Consider the following 22800-nt stretch of genomic DNA (forward strand, 5'->3'; position numbering starts at 1 on the left):
CACCATGACCAAGATCGAAGATAAATCCGCCATAGCTGCCGTCAAAGACATTCTGCTTTCGAACCCGGATGGGCTGCACGAAGTGATCCGCGCAGTGATGCAGGAGGTCCTCGAGGCCGAGATGGACGAGGCGCTGGGCGCTTCGAAGAGCGAACGGACACCGGAGCGGCTCGGCTATCGCTCTGGGTATTACGGCCGCACGCTTGTCACCCGTGTCGGCAAGCTGGAGCTGCGGGTTCCGCAGGACCGGCAGGGGCGCTTCTCCACCGAGCTGTTCGAGCGCTACCAGCGCTCCGAGCGGGCCTTGGTGGCGACGCTTGCCGAGATGTACGTGCAAGGCGTGTCGACCCGCAAGGTCAAGGCGATCACCGAGGAGCTGTGCGGGCATGCCTTCTCGGCCTCGTCGATCTCGGCCATCAACAAACGGCTGGACGAAAGCCTGAAGGCCTTTGCCGAGCGCCCGCTTCAAGAGCCCTTTGCTTACCTCGTGCTCGATGCCCGCTACGAGAAGGTGCGCGAGGCCGGCATCGTCATGAGCCAGGCGGTGCTGATCGCGGTCGGCATCGACTGGGACGGGCGGCGCCAGATCCTGGCCGTGGAGATGGCCAATCGCGAGAGCCGCTCGGCCTGGAAGGACTTCCTCGTGGCGCTCAAGGCGCGCGGTCTTAGGGGCGTCGAGTTGGTTGTCTCCGACGACCATGCCGGTCTGGTCGCGGCGATCGGCGAGGTGATTCCGGAAGCGGCCTGGCAACGCTGCTACGTGCACTTCCTCAGGAACGCGCTCGATCACCTGCCGCGCAAGCACGGCGACGACTGCCTGCAGGAGCTCAGATGGCTCTACGACCGGCGCGATCTCGCCGAGGCCAAGGCCGATCTCGCCGCGTGGCTGGCCAAATGGTCGGGCCGCTATCCGCGGCTGACGACGTGGGTGGAGGAGACCATCGAGCGCACGCTGACCTTCTTTCGCCTGCCGCGCCAGCACCACAAGCACCTGAAGTCGACCAACATGCTGGAACGCCTCAACGAAGAGATCAGGCGCCGCACCTATGTCGTGCGCATCTTTCCCAACGCCGAAAGCTGCCTGCGCCTGGTCAGGGCGCTGGCCGTCGAAACCAACGAAAACTGGATGGAGGCCAACCGCTACATCAACATGGACGACCTGCGCGAGCATAAGAAGCTCGCTCTGCGCCAAGCCGCATGACCAGCCTCATGGCCGCCCCTTTTTGCAGAACTTGACGCACACAACCCCGCGGCCCGATCATTCACGCCTGTCACATAGGATGTGTGCAATAGCGTAGACAAAGTGGGGAGATGGCCGGCAGGCCAGAGGGGGTGCTGTCCCTCGGCGCTGAAAATTACCCGCGCTTCAACACCTTGCCCAGCTTGAAGAAATCCTTCCACGGATCGGCCTTTTTCAGCTCGCTCAGCGTCGTCTCGTCGCCGAGCGGGAAGGCGTTGGGCGGCAGGCCCTTTTCAAGCTCCGGCCAGGTCACCGGCATCGATATCGTGGCGGACTTCTTGGCGCGCGAGGAGTAGGGCGCGACCGTGGTCGCGCCGCGGCTGTTGCGCAGATAGTCGACGAAGATCTTGTCGGTGCGCGCCTTCTTCGACAGCGTTGCCGTGTAGCGGTCGGGCGATGCCTGTTCCAGCGCCCGGGCAAAATCATGGGCGAAGTCCTTGACCTCGTCCCAGTCCGCCGACGCCTTCAGCGGCACCAGCACGTGATAGCCCTTGCCGCCGGAGGTCTTGACCAGGTTGGGCAACGACAGCTCGTCGAGCTGCCTGTGGATGTCGAGCGCCGCCTCGCGCACGCGGCTGACGTCGACACCTTCGTCGGGATCGAGGTCGAAGATGATCTGGTCGGGCTTTTCCAGCTCATCGATGGTCGAGCCCCAGATATGGACCTCGACCACGCCATACTGAACCAGCGCCGCAAGCCCGTCGAAATCCTTGATGAACAGGATCTCCTCGCCGTCGGTCGGATCCTTCATCCTGGCGATCTTGTCGCTCATGCCCGGCGAGGCATGTTTCTGGAAGAAGCGCTGGCCGTGGATGCCGTCGGGCGCCCGCACCAGGCTCAGCGGCCGGTTGACGACGAATTGCTGCATGCGCGGCCAGACCAGCGCATAGTGGTCGAGCAGATCCTGCTTGGAGACCTTTTCGTCGGGCCACAGCAGCTTGTCGGGATGCGAAAGTTTTATCGAGGTAGTCGCCGTTCCGGCCGCGGTTTTCGGCGCGGTCCTGCCGCCGCCCGATTTTGCCTCGGCCTTGCCGCCGGCTTGCTTCGGCTTTTCCTGCACGACTTCCTCCGCCGGCTTGTCCTCACGCAATCCCTGGAACGAGGCGTGGCGGATTATACGGTCGGATGTCCAACTGCGAAACTCCACCTCGCCGACGAGCTCGGGCTTGACCCAGGTGAGGCCCTTGCCCTTCGGCACGGCCGTGGAGAAAGGCGACTGCTTCGCCTCGATGCCGTCGAGCTTCTTCTTGAGACCGGCCATCACCTTGCCGGAAAAGCCTGTGCCGACGCGGCCGGCATAATGCAGCTTGCCGCCTTCGAAATAGCCGACGAGCAGCGACCGCAGCCCGCGTCCGGTCTTGTCCGAGGGCAGGTAGCCGCCGATGACGAATTCCTGGCGCAGCGTGCATTTCGACTTCACCCAGGTGAGGCCACGCCCGCTGCGGTAAGGCGCGTCGGCGCGTTTCGAGACCACGCCTTCGAGACCCATGCGGCAGACATGCTCCAGCATGACCTTGCCGGGTTCGTGAAAATGATCGCTGAAGCGCAGCGCCGAGTCCTGCGGCTGCTCGCCGAGCAGTTCGGCCAGGACCTGCTTGCGCTCGACCAGCGGCTCACGGCGCAAATCCTTGCCATCGAGCCGCATCAGGTCGAAGACATAGTAGATGAAGCGATCGGCGCGGCCGGCCGAAAGTGCCGCCTGCAGCAGCGGAAAGGACGACACGCCGTTGTCGGCCAGCACGACGATCTCGCCGTCGAACACCGCGTCGCGGCATTTCAGCCCGGCAAGCGCCGCGGTGACGGGGCCCTCGAATTTCTTCGTCCAATCGAGGCCGGCACGCGTCAGCAGCCTGACATCGCTGCCGGCGATCTGCGCCTGGATGCGGTAGCCGTCGAATTTCACCTCGTGCAGCCATTCGTCGCCGGAAGGCGCATTCTTTTCCAGCGTGGCAAGCTGCGGCTCGATGAATTCCAGGCGTCTGGAGTGACCGGCCTTTGCCTTGGCGGCGGCCGGTCTGTCGGAATGCCAGACCTTCGGCTTCGCGCCCCTGGCCGCCTTGCCTTCGCCGACCTCCTCGACGGTGAGGCCGGATTTCACCGATTGCGGCTCGTCCTCGAGGATATCCTCGCCGGGACGGGCGGCGGCATCGTCGGCCTTGATCAACAGCCAGTTGTCGCGCTTTTCGCCGCGGCGGGGTTTCAGCCTGACCAGATGCCAGCGTCCATGCAGCTTGTAGCCCTGGAGCTCGAAGCCGATATGGCCTTTCTTCATGCCTTCGGCGGGATCGCCTTCCGGGACCCAGCGACCGTCGTCCCAGACGATGACCGAGCCGCCGCCATACTCGCCCTTCGGAATTGTGCCCTCGAACGAGGCATAGTCGATCGGATGGTCCTCGACATGCACGGCCAGCCGCTTCTCATGCGGATCGAGGCTCGGGCCGCGCGTCACCGCCCAGCTCCACAGCACGCCGTCATGCTCGAGCCGGAAATCATAGTGGAGGCGGGTGGCGGCGTGTTTCTGGATGACGTAGATGCCGCCGGCCTCGCCTTTCTTGTGCCGAGGCAGTTTGCCGGAAGGCTCCGTGGTTTTGCGGAAATCGCGCTTGGCATGATATTGCTCGAGGCTGGCCATGACGTCCTGCTCCTATGCGGATTTGCGGCTTCCATGCCGATTGTGACCGGCAGCGGAAGCCTTGGCCTTGGCCCGCGCCGGCCGCGCTTTCGATGAAGATTTGCCGGCTTTCCCGCCGCCTTCCGCGTTCAGGCTCTTCTTCAGCGCGTCGAACAGATTGACCACATTGGACGGCTTCGCCGGCGCCTTGGCCTTGGGCGCCTTCTTGCCCGCCTTCTTGGCGCGGATCAGCTCGAGCAGCGCGTCCTCGTAGCGGTCGTCGAACTTTGAAGGGTCGAACTTCGTCTTTTTCTGGTCGATGATGTGCTCTGCAAGATCGATCATCTCGTCATCGGTCCTGGTTGCCTCGATGTCGTCGAAGACCGTTTCGGGCTGGCGCACCGTGTCGTCGTAGCGCAGGGTCGTCAGCACCATGCCCTTGCCGAGCGGCTCGATCGCCACCGGGCGTTCGCGCTGATAGAGCACGACGCGCGCGAGGCCGGCCATCTTCTTCGCCGCCATCGCGTCGCGGATGACGGCGAAAGCCTCTTGCGACACCTCGTCCGCCGGCGAAACATAGTAGGGCGTGTCGAGATAGATCTGCTCGATCGAGGATTTCTCGACGAAGCCGTCGAGGTTCATCGTATGCGAGGACTCGATCTCAACGGCCTCGATCTCATCTTCCTCGATATGGACGAACTCGCCGTCGCTCACCTCGTAGCCCTTGATCTCGTCGCCTTCGTCCAATGGCTTGCCCGTTTCGGCGTCGACATAGATGCGTCTGACGGTGTTGCCGGTCTTGCGGTTGAGGATGCGGAACGAAACCTTCCCGGCATGGGTGACGACGTTGGTCAGCTCGATGGCGCAAGTGACCAGCGACAGTTTCAGATAGCCCTTCCAGGCGGGGCGCGGTGCCATTGCCAGCTCCTACTGCGAACGCCTGCGCGATGCGGTCCCAACGGCAACGGGCAGGGCGCGCTTGGGTTCCGGGCAAGCCGGCGCGCGCCGTCGCGGCATAGCCCATCAGGCCGCAAGCAGGTTGATCCTGTTTTCCGCCATTTCGGTGAGCTTGCGGTCGGTCGCCTGCTCTTCCTTGAGGTTCTTGGCCAGCACGTTGGCGCAGTCGCTGCGGCCGAGCTGCTTGGCCCAGGCGATCAGCGTGCCGTAGCGTGTCATCTCGTAGTGCTCGACCGCCTGCGCGGACGCGATCAGCGCGGCGTCGAGAACCTCCCGGTCGTCGATATCGGCACTCACCTCATCGGCTTCCTCGAGGATGCCGTCGATGGCTGGGCAGCTGACGGCCTTGGCCTTGACGCCGTGCAGCTCGAACACCTGCTCGACGCGATCGATATGACCCTTGGTCTGCTCGAGGTGTTTTTCGAAGCCGGCCTTCAGCTGCGGATCGGTCGCCAAGCCGATCATCTTCGGCAGCGTCCGCTCTATCTTTTTCTCGGCATAATAGATGTCGCGCAGCATATGGATGAAGAGGTCGTCCAGCGTCTTGATGTCTTTCGAAAAGAAACCCATGGCTGTTGCCTTCCATTGCTTGTTCCGGGTTGGGGATTCAATCGGCGGCGCGGCCGCCTTCGTCGGAGCCGCGCGGGCTTGAAGGAATCAACGTGTCCCTTCCGGGCCGGTTCCTGACCTTTTGCGTAACGCGCAATGAAATTTCCGGATCGAACGTGAAACAGAAGCGCGTCCAAGCGACATCGAGACGAAACCTATGTGATGCAAAAGCCACACGAGCCGGAAACGCGACAAAAGGCACCGAAAGACCGCGAATCAGCCGCATTCCAGCCACGAAGCAACGAGTTTCGGACCACAAATTAACATCGCGTTCACCGACTATTCACGCCTCGACGCTATGCTCCCGGGCAATTCGGAAGGGACATCCGAAAACGGGACAGGGACAGGTAAAATGAACTTCTGGAACCACATCGCCGGCTATGCCGCCGCCATTCGCGAATTCGTCGCGCCGACCTATCGGCCCGAGCGCTATTACATGCGCGGCCCGGGTCCGGCCTGCGCCCGCCGCGGCAACTCGCTCGGCGTCGGCACGCACTGACCGTCATGCCCGACAGCCGCCACAACAGCCGGATCTGCAAGCCGGCCGCCGACAACCGCGCCACGACCTATCGTGACGAGCGCCCCGCCGTCGCCGACGGCAGGCGTGCGACAACGCCGCGCCTTTGACGCCGCCGGCGGCCGGCTTAGTGTCCCCTTGATTGTACAGGGGCACAAACAGCCGGGGCCGACATGACCGACCTGCCCCAACCGAAACGTCCCTTTGTCCAGCCGCGAATTTGCGCTGCTCCTGATCCCGCATCATGGCGCCGGCTTGCCCGAGCCCTCGCAAGGTTCGAGCATAATCGCATCCGTTGCCGCCTTGCCCAGCTCCCTGCAATCTTCGGCCGTGCACAGCGTCCAGCCTTCCCCGGTCGCGCCGGAAGCCGCAAGCACAAGGCGCGGCTGAGCGCCGATCCGCGGCGCATAGACCCACCAGCCGTCCCGCAGCACTGAGCCCTCGGGCGGCTCCATGCCGGCGCCGGAGCCTTTGACGCGCGCTTCGACGATCAGTAGACCCGAAGACGTCACATTCCAGTCCTCCTGCCAACGCGTCCGCTCCACCGAATGTGTCCAGGACAGCGTGAAGGCGGCCGTGGCCAGAACCATCGTTTTCCCGCCAGCAAGGATACAGAGGCTCACGCAGCGTCCCTTACCGAAGCCTGGTTGGCGCGCCAGCAATGCCAGCCGATCCATACCAACGCCAGCGCCCAGCCGGTCTCGTCGGTAAGCGGCAGCGCCGCCACCAGAAGCACGCCGGCGGCGAACGCGACCAAGCGCTCCCACCAGGCCATGCGGCGGGCAAGGAAGCCGACGGCGGCGGCGCCCCAGAGCACGATACCCATGCAGGCCTTGACGACGATGTAGGCGACCTCGACGGGATAACCGAACGAAGCCGCGATCGGGCCGGCATCCTGCAGCATCAGCGCCGGCGTGTAGACCGCCATGAACGGCACGACGAAGCCGGCGATGGCGAGCTTGGTCGCCTGGATGCCGATCTTGAGGCCGCTTTCCCTGGCCATGGGAGCGGCGGCGAAGGCGGCAAGCGCCACCGGCGGGGTGAGGTCGGCCATGATGCCGAAATAGAAAACGAACATGTGGCTGACGATGAGCGGCACGCCGAGCGACAGCAGCGCCGGACCGGCCAGGGAGGAGGTGATGATGTAGTTGGGGATGGTCGGGATGCCCATGCCGAGCACCAGGCAGGTAAGCATGGTCAGCACCAGCGACAGGAACAGATTGTTCTCGCCGATGGAGATGATCCAGCCGATGAAGGTCGAGGCGATGCCGGTCAGCGTCAGCGTGCCGATGACGATGCCGACGATGGCGCAGGCGATGCCGACCGGCAGCGCGTTCTTCGCCCCTTCGGCCAGCGAGTCGACACAGATGCGCAGCGTCTCGCGCCCACCCCTGAACGTGAAGCAGGCGATGATGAGCGCCGCGATGACCAGGCCGAGGCTATCGACGCCGAACCGCATGAAGGAGGCGGCGGCAAGGCCAAGCGCCAGCCAGAAGACGACGCGGAAGGCGAACGGTCCGATCAAGGCCGCCAGCGGCGTGCCGAGGATCAGCACGATGGTCAGCGCCAGACCCATCGTACCGGCGAAGATCGGCGTGTAGCCGGCAAACAGAAGATAGACGAGAACGGCGAGCGGCAGCACCAGCGGCCAGTGCTTTCCAACCGCTTCCCAGGGGTTGGGCAGGTCACCCTTGGCCATGCCGCGCAGGCCGGCCTTGCCGGCCTCCAGATGCACCTGCCAGAAACAGGCGCCGAAATAGAGCAGCGCCGGAATGATCGCCGCCTTCACCACCTCGGCATAGGCGATGTTCAGCGTCTCGGCCATGATGAAGGCGACCGCGCCCATCACCGGCGGCATGATCTGGCCGCCCATCGAGGAGGTCGCCTCGACGGCCCCGGCAAAGGCCGAGCGGAAGCCGAAGCGCTTCATCAGCGGGATGGTGAACTGGCCGCTAGCCACCACATTGGCGACGCCCGAACCGGAGATGGTGCCCATCAGCGCCGAGGAGAGCACGCAGACCTGGGCCGGGCCGCCGCGCCAGGAGCCGACCAGGCCGAGCGCGAAATCGTTGAACAGCGCGATCATGCCGGCGCGCTCGAGGAAGGCCGCGAAGACCACGAAGATGAAGATGTAAGCCGCCGAAACATAGACCGGCGTGCCGTATATGCCCTCGGTGCCATAGGCGAAGGTGTCGACCAGTTGGGCGAAATCGTAGCCGCGATGGACGAAGGGCGGCGGCAGATGATTGCCGACGAAGCAATAGGCGATGAAGATGAAGGCGATGACCGCGAGCGGCAGCCCCATCAGCCGCCGCGCCGCCTCGAAGACCAGCACCACCAGCAGCGTGCCGACGATCAGGTCCGGCGCGGTGAGGAAGCCGGAGCGGCGGATGAGATCGGTATAGAACACCCAATTGTAGAGGCCGGTGGCGAAGCCCAGCCCACCGAGCGTCCAAAAAGCGGTTTTCGCCGCCATGCCGGTGGCGCGCAGATTGGCGATCAGGCCGAAGCCAAGCAGCAGCAGGAAGCCGACATGCATGGCTCGCACCACCTGGCTGGGCAGGCTGCCATAGGCGGCGATGTAGATCTGGAAAACGGAAAAGGCGACGGCAATCAGGAAGGCCGCCTTCCCGGCGATACCTTCGCCGAAGCCCGGCGGCAGGCCCTCGACTTGCTCCTCGACGACAGGGAGATGAAAAGTGGCCGAGTTGCCGCCGCTTGTCGTTCCAGACTTTGCTTCGCTCATCCGACGCGTTCCCAAGCAAGCGAGATGTAGCGCGAGGCACCCCCCTCTGCCCTGCCGGGCATCTCCCCCTCAAGGGGGGAGATCGGCAGCTTGGGTGCTGGCGTTTCATCTGCAATGTTGGCGATTTGCGAAAGCCGCGATGACAGCCAATCTCCCCCCTTGAGGGGGAGATGGCCGGCAGGCCAGAGGGGGGTGCCTGGCGAAGACATATGGGACTGGTGCACTACCTCCCTTATTTCAGCAGCCCTTTTTCCTTGTAATATTTCTCCGCGCCGGGATGCAGCGGCACCGGCATGCCGTTGAGCGCCTTGGCCGGATCGATCGCCTTGGCGGCGGCATGGGCGGCGGCGAGCTGATCGAGATGGTCGAACATCAGCTTGGTCATCTGATAGGCGGTCTCGTCGGAAACGTCGGCCCTGGTGACGAGGAAATTACCCACAGCGGCGGTCGCGACATCTTCCGTCTGGCCCTCATAGGTTCCCTTGGGAATGACCACCGAAATATAGGGCGAGCCGATCTTGGCGACGTCCTCGGCCGGCACGGCGACGACGTTGATCGGCACCGAGGTGGCGAGGTCGCGGATCGAGGCGACGCCGAGGCCCGCGGATTGCAGCGTGGCGTCGAGCTGGCGGTTCTTGATCAGCTCCACCGATTCGGCGAAGGGCAGATATTCTACCCGTCCGAGATCCTCATATTTCAGCCCGGCGGCGGCGAAAATGGCACGGGCGTTGAGTTCGGTGCCGGAAGCAGGCGCGCCGACCGACAGGCTCTTGCCCTTGAGGTCGGCGAGCGTCTTGATGCCGGACTCCTTGCTGGCGACGATCTGGATGTAGTTGGGATAGATGGCGGCAATGCCGCGCAACTTGTCGAGCTTGCCGGGAAAGCCAGCCTCGGTGTTGCCTTCGGCGGCGAGCTTCACCGAATCGCCGAGCGCGAAGGCTATCTCGCCCTTGCCCTGCTGCAGCAGGTTGAGGTTCTCGACCGAGGCCTTCGTTGCCTGCACCTGGGTGCGGGCGCCTTCGATGCCCTTGCCGTAAATCTCGGACAGCGCGACGCCGAGCGGATAATAGACGCCCGACGTGCCGCCGGTCAGCACGTTGATGAATTCCTGCGCCCCGGCCGACATGGCGCCGAGGCCGAGCGACAGCGCCAGCGCGCCGGCGGCAACAAATTTCGTCCTGAAATCGAGCATAGGGTTTCCTCCTCCTGAAACGATCGCGCCGCGCCGCCTCCCCCGGCACGAATTCGGGGGAGTTTAGACAGCGAGCGACAAATGCCAACCCGCAATTGCAGCCATTAGACGAACGGTTGAGTGGTGGCGAAAAGCGCCGGCTTGCGCTCGATTGCTTTGGGGACGAAAGATTTTTCGGACGCCTGTCGAAATCGGCCGACGCCGCACGACATAGGTCGGCACGCGACGATGCGGCCTTCAGAAAACGGGAGAAGACCATGCGATACATGCTTTTGATCTATAATGACGAAGCCGCGATGGCGAACGCTCCGAAAGAGCAAACCCAACAGACCCTCGCGGCCTACGGCGCCTATACCGAGGCGCTCAAGAAATCCGGCGCTTATATCGCCGGCGAGCGGCTGCGTCCGACCCAGGCGGCCACCTCGGTGCGGCTGGCCAGCGGCAAGACCAATGTGCTCGATGGCCCCTATGCCGACACCAAGGAGCAATTGGCGGGCTTCTACATGATCGAGGCGGCCGACATCGACACGGCCATCGAATGGGGTGCGCGCTGCCCCGCGTCCTCCACCGGCACGGTCGAGGTGCGGCCGATCTGGGAAATGGCCGAGTACGTCGCCGCGGAGTGACCCGCGATGGATGATCGCTCGGGGATCGCGCGGGCGGCGGCGGAAGCGGCCGCCCGGCGCAGCTACGGCAAGCTGGTCGCGTGGGTCGCGGCGCGTACGCGCGACGTCGCCGGCGCCGAGGACGCGCTGGCCGACGCCTTCGCCGCCGCGCTCGAACGCTGGCCCCGAGCCGGCGTGCCGGAGCAACCGGAAGCCTGGCTGCTGTCGGTGGCGCGCCGGCGCGAGGTGGACGCAGTGCGGCGGCGGCTGACCGGCGAGGCGGCGCGCGATCACCTGAAGCTGATCGCCGAAGAGATGGAGGCGCGCATGAACGGCGAGGAGCTGCCGGACGACAGGTTGCGGCTGATGTTCGCCTGCGCCCACCCGGCGATCGACACCAGCGTGCGCGCGCCGCTGATCCTGCAGACGATCCTCGGTTTCGACGCCGCGACGATCGCCTCGGCCTTTCTGGTCTCGCCGGCAACGATGGGCCAGCGGCTGGTGCGGGCCAAGGCGCGCATCCGCGAGACCGGGATTCCGTTCCGCGTGCCGGAGCAGGCGGAACTCGGCGATCGGCTGGGCGCGGTGCTGGAGGCGATCTACGCCACCTTCGCCGAAGGCTGGTCGGACCCGACCGGCACCGACACCCGGCGGCGCAATCTCGCCACCGAAGGCATCTGGCTTGGACGGCTGGTCGCCTCGCTGATGCCGGACGAGCCGGAAGTGCTCGGGCTGCTGGCGCTGATGCTGTTTGCCGAGGCGCGACGCTCGGCGAGGCGCGGCGCGCAAGGGGATTTCGTGCCCTTGGCCGAGCAGGATATCGCGCTCTGGGACGGCGGCCTGATCGACGAGGCGGAAGCCTTGTTGGTGCGCGCCGCGCAAAGGGGCATCATCGGCCGCTACCAGCTGGAGGCCGCCGTGCAGTCCGCGCATACGGCGCGCCGGCGGGGCTGCGGCACGGACTGGGCGGCGATCCGCCAGCTTTACGACGCGCTGCAGGCCGTGGCCGAATCGCCGGTGGTGGCGATCAACCGTGCGGTGGCGATCGCCGAAACCGAGGGGGTTTCGGCCGGCCTGGCGGCGCTTTATGTGCTGGGCGAGGACAGAAGGCTGCAGGACTACCAGCCCTATTGGGCCGCCCGCGCCGGGCTGTTGGCCAGGCTCGGCAACACGAAGCAGGCGGCCCAGTCCTACGACCGGGCGATCGGCCTCGAGCGCGACCCGGCGCTGCGGCGTTTCCTGCAGGGCGAGAAGGCGAAGCTTGTTAGGGGTTAGGGCAGGAAGCCCCCAACCTCGTCATTCCAGGGCGGAGCAGCCGCGAAGCGGCGTCGCGGAGACCCTGGAATCCATTCCGTTACCTTGGCCGACGGATGCAAGCGGAGCAGAATTCTGCACCGTTGCTACGCCTTGATGTCACGGAATGGATCCTCGGGTCTGCGCGCGTCGCTTCGCTCCTCGCTCCGCCCGTGGATGACGAGGTTCGGAGGCTTCGGCCTACGCCCCCAACCCGTCGAACAGGATCGTCGAGAGGTAGCGCTCGGCGAAGGACGGGATGACGACGACGAGGTTCTTGCCCTTGTTCTCCGGCCGCGAGCCGACGACGATCGCCGCCTGGAGCGCGGCTCCCGACGAGATGCCGACCGGGACGCCTTCGAGGCGGGCGACGAGGCGCGCATTGGCGACCGAATCCTCGTTCGAGACCCTGACGATCTCGTCATAGATCGAGGTGTCGAGAATCTTGGGCGCGAAGCCGGCGCCGATGCCTTGAATCTTGTGCGGGCCGGGCTGGCCGCCGGAGAGCACCGGCGAGGCCTCCGGCTCGACCGCCACGACATGCAGCGAGGGCTTGCGCTTCTTCAGCACCTGGCCGACGCCGGTGATGGTGCCCCCCGTGCCGATGCCGGCGACGAAGATGTCGACCTCGCCATTGGTGTCGTTCCAGATCTCCTCCGCCGTGGTACGGCGGTGGATCTCCGGGTTGGCCGGGTTCTCGAACTGCTGCGGGATGATGGCGTTGGGCAGCGTCGCGGCAAGCTCGTCGGCCTTGGCGATGGCGCCCTTCATGCCTTTCGGCCCTTCGGTGAGCACCAGCTCGGCGCCAAGCAGCGCCAGCATCTTGCGGCGCTCGACCGACATCGTCTCCGGCATGGTGAGGATCAGCTTGTAGCCCTTGGCTGCCGCTGCGAAGGCCAGCGCGATGCCGGTGTTGCCGGAGGTCGGCTCGATCAGCGTGGTCTTGCCGGGCGCGATCTTGCCGGCCTCCTCCAGCGCCTCGATCATGGCGACGCCGATACGGTCCTTGACCGAAGCGATCGGGTTGAAGAATTCGAGCTTGGCGAGGACATTGGCGACGATGCCCTTCTCCTTGGCGAATTTATCCAGCCGAACCAGCGGCGTGTCTCCAATCGTCTCGGTGATCGAGTTGAAGATGCGGCCGCGGCCGGGGACACGCGCGGAGGTGACGGGCTTGTTCATTGGTTTCGCTCCCAAGGCAAAGGCATAGGCAAACAGAATAAGGCTTTCAGCCGCGCAAGATAGGCCGGCCGCCGAAAATATCCGAGTGGGGCGGTTGCTGAAAACCACCCCGCGCCGGAAAATACGATTCCTTTCACGCCACTTGTCGGAGGTTCGATATAGCCGAAGCTCCCCAGCTTCGTCATCCTGGGGCGGAGCAAGGAGCGAAGCGACGCGGCGCAGACCCCAGGATCCATGCCGTGACATCAGAGAGCCGCAGCGGTGCAGGCTTTGGTCCGGACATCCGATGTCGGTGATCCGCGGAGCCTGGTTCTGAACCGCTGCACTTTTCGTGTGGCGTCACGGCATGGATCCCAGGGTCTACGCTTCGCTTCGCCCTGGGATGACGAAAGAGCTATTGACGAGCGGCGATGGCCGCGGCCGCACCCATCATGAAGCCGGCGGCGGTGCGGTTCAGCGCCCTGAGCGCGCGCGGCGACTTCAGGAACCAGCGCGCCTTCGCGGCCAGCGCCAGATAAGGCACCAGCACCACGAACAGCACGAGAACGGTGAGCGTGACGAGGATGCCGTAGTCGGCCAGCGTGATGGTCTTCAGGTCGACGATGGTCGGCGTGATGGCGAGATAGAAGATCATCGTCTTCGGATTGCCGAGCGTCACCGTCAGCCCGGCAAGGAAGCTTGCCACGAAGCCGCCCTTGCCCTTGCGCGCCTCGACGGTCTCGGGCGAGATGCCGCTGGTCCAGAAGCGCCAGGCGAGGAAAGCGAGATAGGCGACACCCGCCCATTTGATGGCGAGGAAGACCATACCGAAGGTCTGCGCGACGAAGGCGAGGCCGAGCACGACGGCGGTGAGATAGGTGATGTCGCCGAGCATCAGGCCGAACGACATCGCCAGCGAGGAGCGGAAGCCGGAGCCGAGCGCGCGGGCGACAAGCGCGGTGACGCCGGGGCCTGGAATGGCGGCGGCGACGCCGAGGGCGGCGCTGTAAGCGAGGAATCCGGTGAGTGTCATGGTTGCAGGCCTTCGGGGTGTGGCTCCAAGGGACCGGTGTGGAACGCGGCTTTTATCATGATGCCCGGTCGCGCGTAATTCCCTTGCGGCGGGTTTCGTTGTGCCAGCTCGGCCGGGAGGTGGTTCCCGGCATAAGCATTTTTGGCCGGTCGCGCCGACGGGGTGCGTTGGAGATTGGCCGAAACGGCCCGGCCTCGTCATCCACGGGCGGAGCAAGGAGCGAAGCGACGCGCGCAGACCCGAGGATCCATTCCGTGACTTCCGAGCGCTGCCGCGGTGCAGAGTTCGGCTCCGCTGCACCCTTCGATCAAGGTCACGGAATGGATTCCAGGGTCTACGCGACGCCGCTTCGCGGCTGCTCCGCCCTGGAATGACGAGGTTGGGGGAGGCTTCGCCCAATCTCCAGCGTTTTCGCTGATTTCATGGGAATGGGAAAGCCTTGTCCGTTGACAAGCGGCAGCCTGCTAAAAGCCCTCTGTCGAACAGCTAGCCGCCATACGTAATACGCCAGATGGTGCCGTTGCCGTCCTCGGTGAGAATCAGCGCGCCGTCCTTCGCCACCGCCACGCCCACCGGCCGACCCCAGACCTCGTCATCCGAAATGACGAAGCCGGTGGCGAAGTCCTCATACTCGCCGGTCGGCTTGCCGTCCTTGAATTTCAGCCGCACCACCTTGTAGCCGCTGCGGACGTTGCGGTTCCACGAGCCGTGCAGGGCGACGAAGGCGTCGCCCTTGTAGTCGGCCGGGAAGTTGCCGCCTTCGTAGAAGGCGATGTTGAGGGGTGCCGAATGCGCCTGCATCAGCACGTCGGGCACCGTGACCTTGCCGGCGAGGTCGGGGCGCGCGCCCTTGTGGCGCGGATCCTCGTTGGAGCCGATATAGTACCAGGGCCAGCCATAGAAGGCGCCGTCCTTGACGGCCGTTGCGTATTCGAACGGCACGTTGTCGCCGAGCTCGTCGCGCTCGTTGACGACGCACCAGAGCGCGCCCGTCGCCGGCTGTACGGTCATGCCCGAGCAGTTGCGCAGGCCGGTGGCGACCATCCTGCGGTTCTGGCCGTCGGGGTCGAAGGCGAGCACGTCGGCGCGACCCGCCTCCGAGCCCCAGGCGGCACCGAGCGGTTGCGATCTCGCCCATTCCTCGAGACCGCCTTTCGGCCTGGCGCCCATGTCCTCGCCGACGTTCGAGCCCGAGCCGACCGACAGATAGAGCGTCTTGCCGTCGGGCGAGAAGGCGATGTCGCGGGTCCAGTGATGACTGGCCGGAATCTTCTCGACGATGGTTTCCGGCTCGCCGGAAGCCTCGAGGTCGCCGTCGCGATAGGCAAAGCGAACCACGCTGTCGCTGTTGGCGACATAGATCCATTGCGGTTTGTCGCCCGGCGGGTAGAAGGCGATGCCGTAGGGCTGGCTGAGGCCTTCGGCGAAGATGGATTTTTCCGCCGGTTTCGCGCTGCCCGCAGCCAGGCGGTAGACGCGGATCCGGTTGGCTTCGCTGTCGGCGACGAAGAGGTCGCCGTTCGGCGCGACGCGCACGACACGCGGATTGTCTATGCCGGAGGCAACCAGTTCCGCGGAAAAGCCGGGCGGCACTATCGGCATCGCGCCTTCGGGGCGGTCGCCCAGGCCGGGGGCATTCGATGCCAACCTGCCGATGCGGGGAGACGGCAGGTCGCGCGGCCTGATCAGGCGGCGCATGCCGGGCCGGTCGGCTTTCCAGTCGCCGAAAGCCTTTTCGCCTGTGAGCAACGGTCGGTCGGCCTGCTGCGCGAAGGCTCCGGAAGCCAGGAGCCAGACAATGCCTGCAAGGCCGGCGATCCGTATCATGCTGCTCTCCATGGTTTGCGCCGCCGTGTCGCAATCGGCTGAGGCCGCCTCGACGTCGTCATTCCAGGGCGAAGCAGGAGCGAAGCTCCGTCGCGGAGACCCTGGAATCCATTCCGTGACCTTAATCGTAGAGCGCTGCGGAGCAGAATTCTGCACCGTCGCAACACCTCCAAGTCACGGCATGGATCCTGGGGTTTGCGCTGCGTCGCTTCGCTCCTTGCTCCGCCCCAGGATGACGAAGCTAAAGGCGCCTCAGCCAATCTCCAAGGCAACCTGACAACGCAAGCACCAGCCGACCGATCAAATTTCCGTGCCAGGAAACTAGGATCGACAGGCGTTCCGAAAAGAGGGGTGGCCCGATTTCTTGGCGGTTCCGGGGCCCGGTCAGCTCTCTTCGACGTCAAGGTCCTCGTCGAGCCGCTTTTCCAGCGCGACCAGATCGGCCGGCAGCGGCAGGCCCATGGCGCGCATTTCCCTGAGCTTCTCGCGCAGCTGTTCCTGCACCTCGTGCTCGTCCTGCGGCTGGTTCACCATTTCCTCGAGCAGCAGGCTGATCTGGGCCTTGAACGATTCCAGCGCCATTTCCACCCTCCTTGCGGCGATCCCGCTCGCCTACCTCAGCATGCGCGAAATCAATTGGGCAGTGTAGTCGACCATAGGCACGATGCGGGCGTAGTTGAGCCGGGTCGGGCCGATGACGCCGAGCGCGCCGACGACGCGTGCGTCCTTGTCGCGATAGGGCGCGACCACGAGCGACGAGCCGGACAGCGAAAACAGCTTGTTCTCCGAGCCGATGAAGATGCGCACGCCCGGACCTTCCTCGGCAAGGTCGAGGAGCTGCAGCAGGCCGTCCTGCGTTTCCAAATCCTCGAACAGATGGCGCAGCAATTCGAGGTCGGCCTGGGCGGTGACGTTCTCCAGAAGATTGGCGCGGCCGCGCACGATGAGGCGCGCCGGCAGGCCGCTTTCGGCGCCGGCCCAGACCGCGAGGCCCTTCTCGACCAGGTCCTGCGACAGCGTGTCGAGGGCCGCCCTCGTCTCGTCCTTGATGCGGGCGATCTCGACGCGCGCCTCGGCCAGCGTGCGGCCGCGAATATGGGCGTTGAGGAAGTTCGAGGCCTCGTGCAGCTGCGAGACGGTGATGCCGGCGGGCAGGTCGACGACGCGGTTCTCGACGTCGCCGCTCTGCGACACCATGACGGCAAGCGCCTTGGTGGGTTCGAGCTGGATGAACTCGATGTGCTTGAGCGCCACCTCGTTCTTGGCGGCGAGCACCAGGCCGGCGCCGCGCGACATGCCCGACAGCATCTGGCTGGCCTCGGTCAGCATATGCTCCAGCGTCGCGCCCGAGCCCGAGGCACGCACCTGCGCCTCGATGACGCGGCGCTCCTCGTCGGACAGATCGCCGAGCTCCATGAAGGCGTCGACGAAGAAACGCAGGCCGGTCTGGGTCGGCAGCCGGCCGGCCGAGACGTGCGGAGCGTAGATAAGACCGAGATGCTCGAGGTCGCTCATCACGTTGCGGATGGTGGCCGGCGACAGCGACGAGGGCAGGATGCGCGACAGGCTGCGCGAGCCGACGGGCTCACCGTCGCGCAGATAGGAATCGACAATCCGCCTGAAGATGTCGCGCGAACGCATGTCGAGCGATTGAAGTACGGGCGATTGAAGCACCGGCGACTGCGACGCGGGATCGACTGCCTTGTTCATTCCAGTCAAAACCTCCTGTTAGAAGATATAGACTCCCGCCCCAATGGCAACCCGGCCCCCGTTTTCCTTTGCGCCCCCTTTTCCTTTGCGCGTAAGGCCGCATGCGTCTACAAGCCGCCGACGAATCCAAAAGAGCAGAAAGAGCCTCTATGCGCCCCTCCAAACGCCAAGCCGATGAAATGCGCGCCATCTCCTTCGAGCGCGGCGTCTCCAAGCATGCCGAAGGCTCGTGCCTGGTGAAGTTCGGCGACACGCATGTGCTGTGCACGGCGAGCCTTGAGGAAAAAGTGCCCGCCTGGATGCGCAATTCCGGCAGGGGCTGGGTGACGGCCGAATACGGCATGCTGCCGCGTTCGACCGGCGAGCGAATGCGGCGCGAGGCCTCCGCCGGCAAGCAGGGCGGCCGCACGCTGGAAATCCAGCGACTGATCGGCCGGAGCCTGCGGGCGGTGGTCGACCTGCAGGCGCTGGGCGAACAGCAGATCACCGTCGACTGCGACGTCATCCAGGCCGACGGCGGCACCCGCACGGCCTCGATCACCGGCGGCTGGGTAGCGCTCTACGATTGCCTGCGCTGGATGGAGGCGCGCCAGATGGTGAGCGTCTCCAAGGTTTTGAAGGACCATGTCGCCGCGATCTCCTGCGGCATCCATGACGGCCAGCCGGTCATCGATCTCGACTATCTCGAGGATTCCTCGGCCGGCACCGACGCCAATTTCGTCATGACCGGCAAGGGCGGCATCGTCGAGATCCAGGGCACCGCCGAAGGCGAGCCCTTCTCCGAGGAGCAGTTTGCCGCGCTGATGGCGCTGGCGAAGAAGGGTATTTCGCGGCTGGTGAGTTTGCAGCAGATGGCGGTGGCGTAGGGCGCCGCAGAGAAGAACGAATGAGGTTGGCGATCCTTCACACCCCCCTCTGGCCTGCCGGCCATCTCCCCCGCAAGGGGGGAGATTGGCTGTCGCGACGACTTTCGCCAATCGCCAATGTTGCAGGAGAGGTGCCGGCGCAGCCGCAGCTAATCTCCCCCCTTGAGGGGGAGATGCCCGGCAGGGCAGAGAGGGGGGCCTCGTGATACCCTCGGCAATCCTCGAAGCCGCCCTCTACGTCAAGGATTTAGACGCCGCCGAAGCCTTCTATCGCGACATCATCGGCCTCGAGCCGGTGGGCAAGGTCGAGGGCCGCCATGCCTTCTTCCGTTGCGGCAACGGCGTGCTGCTCCTCTTCAACGCCGAGGCGACGAAAATTCCGCCGGCGCCCGATGCCAGGCTGAAGGTGCCGCCGCACGGCACGGTCGGCGAGGGCCATCTCTGTTTCGCCGCGAGCGCCGACGAGATCACCGAATGGCGCAAGCATCTGGCGGCGAAGAACATCGCCATCGAAAGCGATTTCGAATGGCCGCAGGGCGGACACTCGATCTATATCCGCGACCCTTCGGGCAATTCGATCGAGTTCGCCGAGCCAAGGATCTGGGGCCTGTGATGCATTCATTGAACGGACAAAAGATCGTCGTCGCCAGCCACAACGAAGGCAAGCTGCGCGAATTCGCCGACCTGATGGCGCCGTTCGGCTTCGAGGCGAAATCGGCCAAGGAATACGGCCTGCCGGAACCGGACGAGACCGGCACCACCTTCGAGGAGAACGCCTATATCAAGGCATACGCCGCGGCCAAGGCCACCGGCCTGCCGGCGCTGTCGGACGATTCCGGGCTCTGCGTCGACGCGCTCGACGGCGCGCCCGGCGTCTACACCGCCAACTGGGCCGAGACTGCCGACGGCAGCAGGGATTTCGGCATGGCCATGCGCAAGACCGAAACGGCTTTGCAGGAAGCCGGCGCGACCGAGCCGGCGCAGCGCACCGGCCGCTTCGTCGCCGTCATCTGCCTCGCCTTCCCGGACGGCGATGCCGAATATTACCGCGGCGAGGCCGAAGGCACGCTGGTGTGGCCGCCGCGCGGCACGCTCGGCTTCGGCTATGATCCGGTGTTCCTGCCCAACGGCTTCGACAAGACGTTCGGCGAGATGAGCGCCGAGCAAAAGCATGGCTGGAAGCCGGGCCAGGCGACGGCGCTGTCGCATCGCGCCCGCGCCTTCCAGAAATTCGCGCAAGCTCGCTTGGATTTGGCGCGCTTGGATTTGGCAAGGCAAGGTTCGGAATGATCGGGACCGGCCAGAGCATGCCGCTCGACCGCAGCCCCGGCTTCGGGGTCTATATCCATTGGCCGTTTTGCGCGGCCAAGTGCCCTTACTGCGATTTCAACAGCCATGTCCGCCACCAGCCGGTCGACCAGGAGCGGTTTGCCCGCGCCTTCGAGACGGAGTTGGCGACGATGCGCGACCGCACCGGCGCGCGCGAGGTGACCAGCATCTTTCTCGGCGGTGGCACGCCGTCGCTGATGCAGCCGGAAACCGTCGCGGCGGTGCTGGAGGCGGTGGCGAAGAACTGGACGGTGCCCGCCGGCATCGAGGTGACGCTGGAGGCCAACCCTTCCTCGGTCGAGGCCGAGCGTTTCCGCGGCTATCGCGCGGCCGGAGTCAACCGCGTGTCGCTCGGCGTGCAGGCGCTGAACGACAAGGACCTGCGCTTCCTCGGCCGACTGCACAATGTCGAGGAGGCGCTGCACGCGATCGGACTCGCCCGGGAAATCTTTCCGCGGCTTTCCTTCGATTTGATCTACGCACGGCCGGGCCAGACGCCGGAGGCTTGGGCTTCGGAGCTCGAAGAAGCGATCGGGCACGCCGCCGACCACCTGTCGCTCTACCAGCTCACCATCGAGGAAGGCACGCCCTTCCATGCGCTGCATGCGGCACGCAAGTTCGTCCTGCCCGACAACGACCATGCCGCCGACCTTTATGCGCTGACGCAGGAAGTAACCGCAGCGCGTGGGCTGCCGGCCTATGAGATCTCCAACCACGCGCGACCGGGAGCGGAAAGCCGGCACAACCTGACCTACTGGCGCTACGGCGAATATGTCGGCGTCGGGCCGGGCGCGCATGGCCGCTTCGTCGAGAACGGCCGCCGCACGGTGACGGTCGCGGAAAAAATGCCGGAGACCTGGCTCAACCTGGTCGAGGCCAGGGGCCACGGCGTCACCGATGGTGAAGTTCTCACCCGCGCGGAAGAGGCCGACGAATTCCTGCTGATGGGATTGCGGCTTGCCGAAGGCATCGATCTTCAGCGCTACGAAACGCTCTCGGGGCGCGGCCTGTCGAGCGACAGGTTGTCGGTGTTGCAGGCAGAGGGTCTGGTGGCGCCGGTCGGCAACGCGCGCCTCCGCGCCACGACCGCCGGCATGATCGTGCTCGATGCGGTGGTGGCGGATTTGGCGCGGTAGGCTTTTGCTACAGGGACGACACTCGTGGCGTCGGCGGGACAGCGCCCCCCTCTGGCCTGCCGGCCATCTCCCCCACAAGGGGGGAGATCAGATGTCATGCCGGCTTTCGCCAATCGCCAACGTCGGAAGGACAAGCGGGGCCGCGGAGCTGCCAATCTCCCCCTCGTGGGCATAGGCGCTAAGATAGGTGTTGCAGCGCGGAATCGGTTGTGATTCTACGCTGAGGATGACACACGAATCACTTGTTGATGACGGCTGGGCCGAGACGATTGCGCTTCTCGGCGGCGAAGAGTTGATCGCAGGAAGTGCGCGCGAGACGAAGGCGTTCCTGCGACCGCGGGGTATCCGGTCGGCGTGCGATCTGTTGCGCCTGACATTGGCTTACTGCCTTGGCAAGGTGGGCATGCGGGGCGTCGTGGCCTGGGCGGCGGCGAGCGGGATTGCCGACATCTCGGACGTGGCCTTGCTCGGCCGGCTGCGCAATGCAGGGCCGTGGCTGCAGCAGTTGATTGGGCATCTTTTGAAGCGCGAGGAAAAAGGCTTGGCCAAGGGCCGGCTGATCCGCATCCTCGATGCGACGGCGGTTGCCAAGGCCGGTGCGCATGAGAAGAAGAACAATGGCCTTTGGCGCATGCACTGCGCCTTCGAGCTTGAGCGCGAGCAGTTCGATTTCCTCGAGATCACCGACCAAAGCGAGGCCGAGCTGATCGACCGCGTGCCGGTGGTGGCGGGCGAGATCCGCATCGGCGACCGCGCCTATCTGCAGGCCGAGCGGATCGCAAGGGTCATGGCGCAAGGCGGCGACGTTGTCGTGCGCGCGTCGTGGAAGAATGCGCGATGGCTCGACGCCAACGGCAAGGCGTTCGATCTCATCGGCTACCTGGAGAGCCGCCGCGAGGAAGTCTTCGAAACGCCTGTCCGGTTGGCCCTCAAGAAGGGCGAGCCTGTGAAGATGCGCCTGATCGCCTTGCGCAAATCCGAGGCAGCGGCACAAGAAGCGCGGCGCAAAATCAACAAGGAAGCCAAGGCCAAGGGCAACAAGGTTCGACCCGAGGCGCTGATTGCGGCCGGCTTCGTCATCCTTGTGACCTCGCTTGACCGGCAGGAGTTTCCCGCCGGCACGGTTCTCAAGCTCTATCGCATGCGCTGGCGCATCGAGCTCGCCTTCAAGCGTCTGAAGAGCCTGATCGGGCTGCGCGCGCCTCCCGCCAAAGACCCAAGGATCGCAAAGCCTTGGATTCTTGCCCACTTCCTCATCGCGCTTGTGACCGAACCCCTCTCGCAGGAGTTGGGTGTCTCTCCCCCTTGAGCGACGGGCGCCCGCTGCTGTGGCGCGCCACCCGCCAGATCGTCGCCTCGCTGATCGCAGCGATCTTTACTCAGCCTCGCTTGGCAAGCTTGCGCCAAAATCTCCATGCCTTGCGGCATCGTTGGCGTGAGCCACCGCGAAAACGCAAATTTCAAGCCATGCCAAAGCTATCTTAGCGCATATGCCCTCGTGGGGGAGATGTCCGGCAGGACAGAGGGGGGCGCGAAGGAACGCTACATCAGAGGGAGAGCGTCCTACTATCCAATCACGCGTCGTGCTTCTGGCGGTGCTTGCCGCGGGTCTTTTCCGCATGCACCTCGTCTGAACGGACCCGTTTCTGGTCGGCCTTGTCGCGGCGGCCGCCTGGCTGGGCGGCGATCGGATGTGGGGGGATGCCCTCGCGGGCGGTTTTGCTTTCAAGTCGGCTGATGAAAATGTCGAAGCGATTGGGCATCGTCCGGTCCTGCCTCCTCCCGGGAATCAGGGATTAAATCGACCGCTGCCGGTTTCGTTCCTCACTGTGGCGAAGGCATGGCGATTTCCTTACCTCGACTTCACGTTTTGCAACCGCGCGTGAGCCGTGCCAAACAGACTTGTTCTTGCGCAATTCCGGACGGAAAACCGCCTTACACTTTTCCTGGAATTGCTTGGACGGAGGG

Annotated in this window: 21 protein-coding genes; 9 read left to right on the plus strand and 12 right to left on the minus strand. The window is 65.0% G+C overall.

Annotated features, from left to right (window positions below):
• The first annotated feature begins 4 nt into the window (after positions 1–4).
• Positions 5–1201: an IS256 family transposase gene (locus QAZ47_RS03760; RefSeq protein ID WP_278203348.1), complete on the plus strand. Its 1197-nt coding sequence runs from the start codon at positions 5–7 to the stop codon at positions 1199–1201.
• 154 nt (positions 1202–1355) lie between these two features.
• On the opposite strand, the gene ligD is transcribed toward QAZ47_RS03760, so the two are convergent.
• The 3 genes from ligD to QAZ47_RS03775 all read right to left on the minus strand — a co-directional run bounded on the left by ligD (position 1356) and on the right by QAZ47_RS03775 (position 5378).
• Positions 1356–3872 (minus strand): DNA ligase D, encoded by a 2517-nt coding sequence (gene ligD, locus QAZ47_RS03765; protein ID WP_278232563.1) that lies wholly within the window; start codon positions 3870–3872, stop codon positions 1356–1358.
• A 12-nt stretch (positions 3873–3884) separates the two neighbouring features.
• Complete coding sequence (locus QAZ47_RS03770) at positions 3885–4769, minus strand: Ku protein (protein WP_278232564.1); 885 nt, start codon at positions 4767–4769, stop codon at positions 3885–3887.
• A 105-nt stretch (positions 4770–4874) separates the two neighbouring features.
• On the minus strand, positions 4875–5378 hold the full coding sequence (locus tag QAZ47_RS03775) for a ferritin-like domain-containing protein (RefSeq protein ID WP_278232565.1): 504 nt from the start codon (positions 5376–5378) through the stop codon (positions 4875–4877).
• A 391-nt stretch (positions 5379–5769) separates the two neighbouring features.
• Here QAZ47_RS03775 and QAZ47_RS03780 point away from each other — a divergent pair, with 391 nt between their 5' ends.
• A complete protein-coding gene (locus QAZ47_RS03780; RefSeq protein WP_278232566.1) occupies positions 5770–5916 on the plus strand; it encodes a hypothetical protein in 147 nt (48 codons plus the stop codon).
• A 260-nt stretch (positions 5917–6176) separates the two neighbouring features.
• Here the strand turns inward: QAZ47_RS03780 and QAZ47_RS03785 are convergent, their stop codons facing one another.
• The 3 genes from QAZ47_RS03785 to QAZ47_RS03795 form a co-directional block, all read right to left on the minus strand.
• Entirely contained in the window at positions 6177–6557 is a 381-nt protein-coding gene (locus QAZ47_RS03785) for a DUF1850 domain-containing protein (protein WP_278207784.1), read from the minus strand.
• Entirely contained in the window at positions 6554–8680 is a 2127-nt protein-coding gene (locus tag QAZ47_RS03790; protein WP_278232567.1) for a TRAP transporter permease, read from the minus strand. Before QAZ47_RS03790 ends, QAZ47_RS03785 begins: the two co-directional genes overlap by 4 nt.
• A gap of 232 nt (positions 8681–8912) precedes the next feature.
• A complete protein-coding gene (locus tag QAZ47_RS03795) occupies positions 8913–9872 on the minus strand; it encodes a TAXI family TRAP transporter solute-binding subunit (RefSeq protein WP_278232568.1) in 960 nt (319 codons plus the stop codon).
• 257 nt (positions 9873–10129) lie between these two features.
• Between QAZ47_RS03795 and QAZ47_RS03800 the strand changes: the two genes are divergently transcribed.
• Positions 10130–10498 (plus strand): YciI family protein, encoded by a 369-nt coding sequence (locus tag QAZ47_RS03800; protein ID WP_278232569.1) that lies wholly within the window; start codon positions 10130–10132, stop codon positions 10496–10498.
• Positions 10499–10504: 6 nt separating this feature from the next.
• Positions 10505–11752 carry an RNA polymerase sigma factor gene (locus QAZ47_RS03805; RefSeq protein ID WP_278232570.1) on the plus strand — a complete coding sequence of 416 codons (1248 nt, stop codon included), beginning with the start codon at positions 10505–10507 and terminating at the stop codon, positions 11750–11752.
• Between the two features lie 219 nt (positions 11753–11971).
• Here QAZ47_RS03805 and cysK read toward each other — a convergent pair whose 3' ends face one another.
• The 5 genes from cysK to hrcA all read right to left on the minus strand — a co-directional run bounded on the left by cysK (position 11972) and on the right by hrcA (position 17501).
• Complete coding sequence (gene cysK, locus QAZ47_RS03810) at positions 11972–12952, minus strand: cysteine synthase A (RefSeq protein ID WP_278077053.1); 981 nt, start codon at positions 12950–12952, stop codon at positions 11972–11974.
• Positions 12953–13346: 394 nt separating this feature from the next.
• Complete coding sequence (locus QAZ47_RS03815; protein WP_278232571.1) at positions 13347–13964, minus strand: LysE family translocator; 618 nt, start codon at positions 13962–13964, stop codon at positions 13347–13349.
• Between the two features lie 486 nt (positions 13965–14450).
• Positions 14451–15791: a sorbosone dehydrogenase family protein gene (locus QAZ47_RS03820; RefSeq protein WP_278232572.1), complete on the minus strand. Its 1341-nt coding sequence runs from the start codon at positions 15789–15791 to the stop codon at positions 14451–14453.
• Positions 15792–16175: 384 nt separating this feature from the next.
• Positions 16176–16373 (minus strand): hypothetical protein, encoded by a 198-nt coding sequence (locus QAZ47_RS03825; RefSeq protein ID WP_278077056.1) that lies wholly within the window; start codon positions 16371–16373, stop codon positions 16176–16178.
• A 30-nt stretch (positions 16374–16403) separates the two neighbouring features.
• Positions 16404–17501, minus strand: coding sequence for a heat-inducible transcriptional repressor HrcA (gene hrcA, locus QAZ47_RS03830; protein WP_278232573.1), 1098 nt, complete (start codon positions 17499–17501; stop codon positions 16404–16406).
• A gap of 149 nt (positions 17502–17650) precedes the next feature.
• Here hrcA and rph point away from each other — a divergent pair, with 149 nt between their 5' ends.
• The 5 genes from rph to QAZ47_RS03855 all read left to right on the plus strand — a co-directional run bounded on the left by rph (position 17651) and on the right by QAZ47_RS03855 (position 22141).
• A complete protein-coding gene (gene rph, locus QAZ47_RS03835) occupies positions 17651–18367 on the plus strand; it encodes a ribonuclease PH (RefSeq protein ID WP_278232574.1) in 717 nt (238 codons plus the stop codon).
• Between the two features lie 202 nt (positions 18368–18569).
• A complete protein-coding gene (locus QAZ47_RS03840) occupies positions 18570–18980 on the plus strand; it encodes a VOC family protein (RefSeq protein ID WP_278232575.1) in 411 nt (136 codons plus the stop codon).
• Complete coding sequence (rdgB, locus tag QAZ47_RS03845; RefSeq protein WP_278205648.1) at positions 18980–19657, plus strand: RdgB/HAM1 family non-canonical purine NTP pyrophosphatase; 678 nt, start codon at positions 18980–18982, stop codon at positions 19655–19657. The genes QAZ47_RS03840 and rdgB overlap by 1 nt, the downstream gene beginning before the upstream one ends.
• Entirely contained in the window at positions 19654–20832 is a 1179-nt protein-coding gene (gene hemW, locus QAZ47_RS03850) for a radical SAM family heme chaperone HemW (protein WP_278232576.1), read from the plus strand. The genes rdgB and hemW overlap by 4 nt, the downstream gene beginning before the upstream one ends.
• 403 nt (positions 20833–21235) lie before the next feature.
• A complete protein-coding gene (locus QAZ47_RS03855) occupies positions 21236–22141 on the plus strand; it encodes a transposase (protein ID WP_278233769.1) in 906 nt (301 codons plus the stop codon).
• Between the two features lie 265 nt (positions 22142–22406).
• Here QAZ47_RS03855 and QAZ47_RS03860 read toward each other — a convergent pair whose 3' ends face one another.
• Positions 22407–22595 (minus strand): hypothetical protein, encoded by a 189-nt coding sequence (locus QAZ47_RS03860; protein WP_278232577.1) that lies wholly within the window; start codon positions 22593–22595, stop codon positions 22407–22409.
• Positions 22596–22800: the final 205 nt, after the last annotated feature.

The sequence above is a fragment of the Mesorhizobium sp. WSM4904 genome, assembly GCF_029674545.1.
GTDB lineage: Bacteria > Pseudomonadota > Alphaproteobacteria > Rhizobiales > Rhizobiaceae > Mesorhizobium.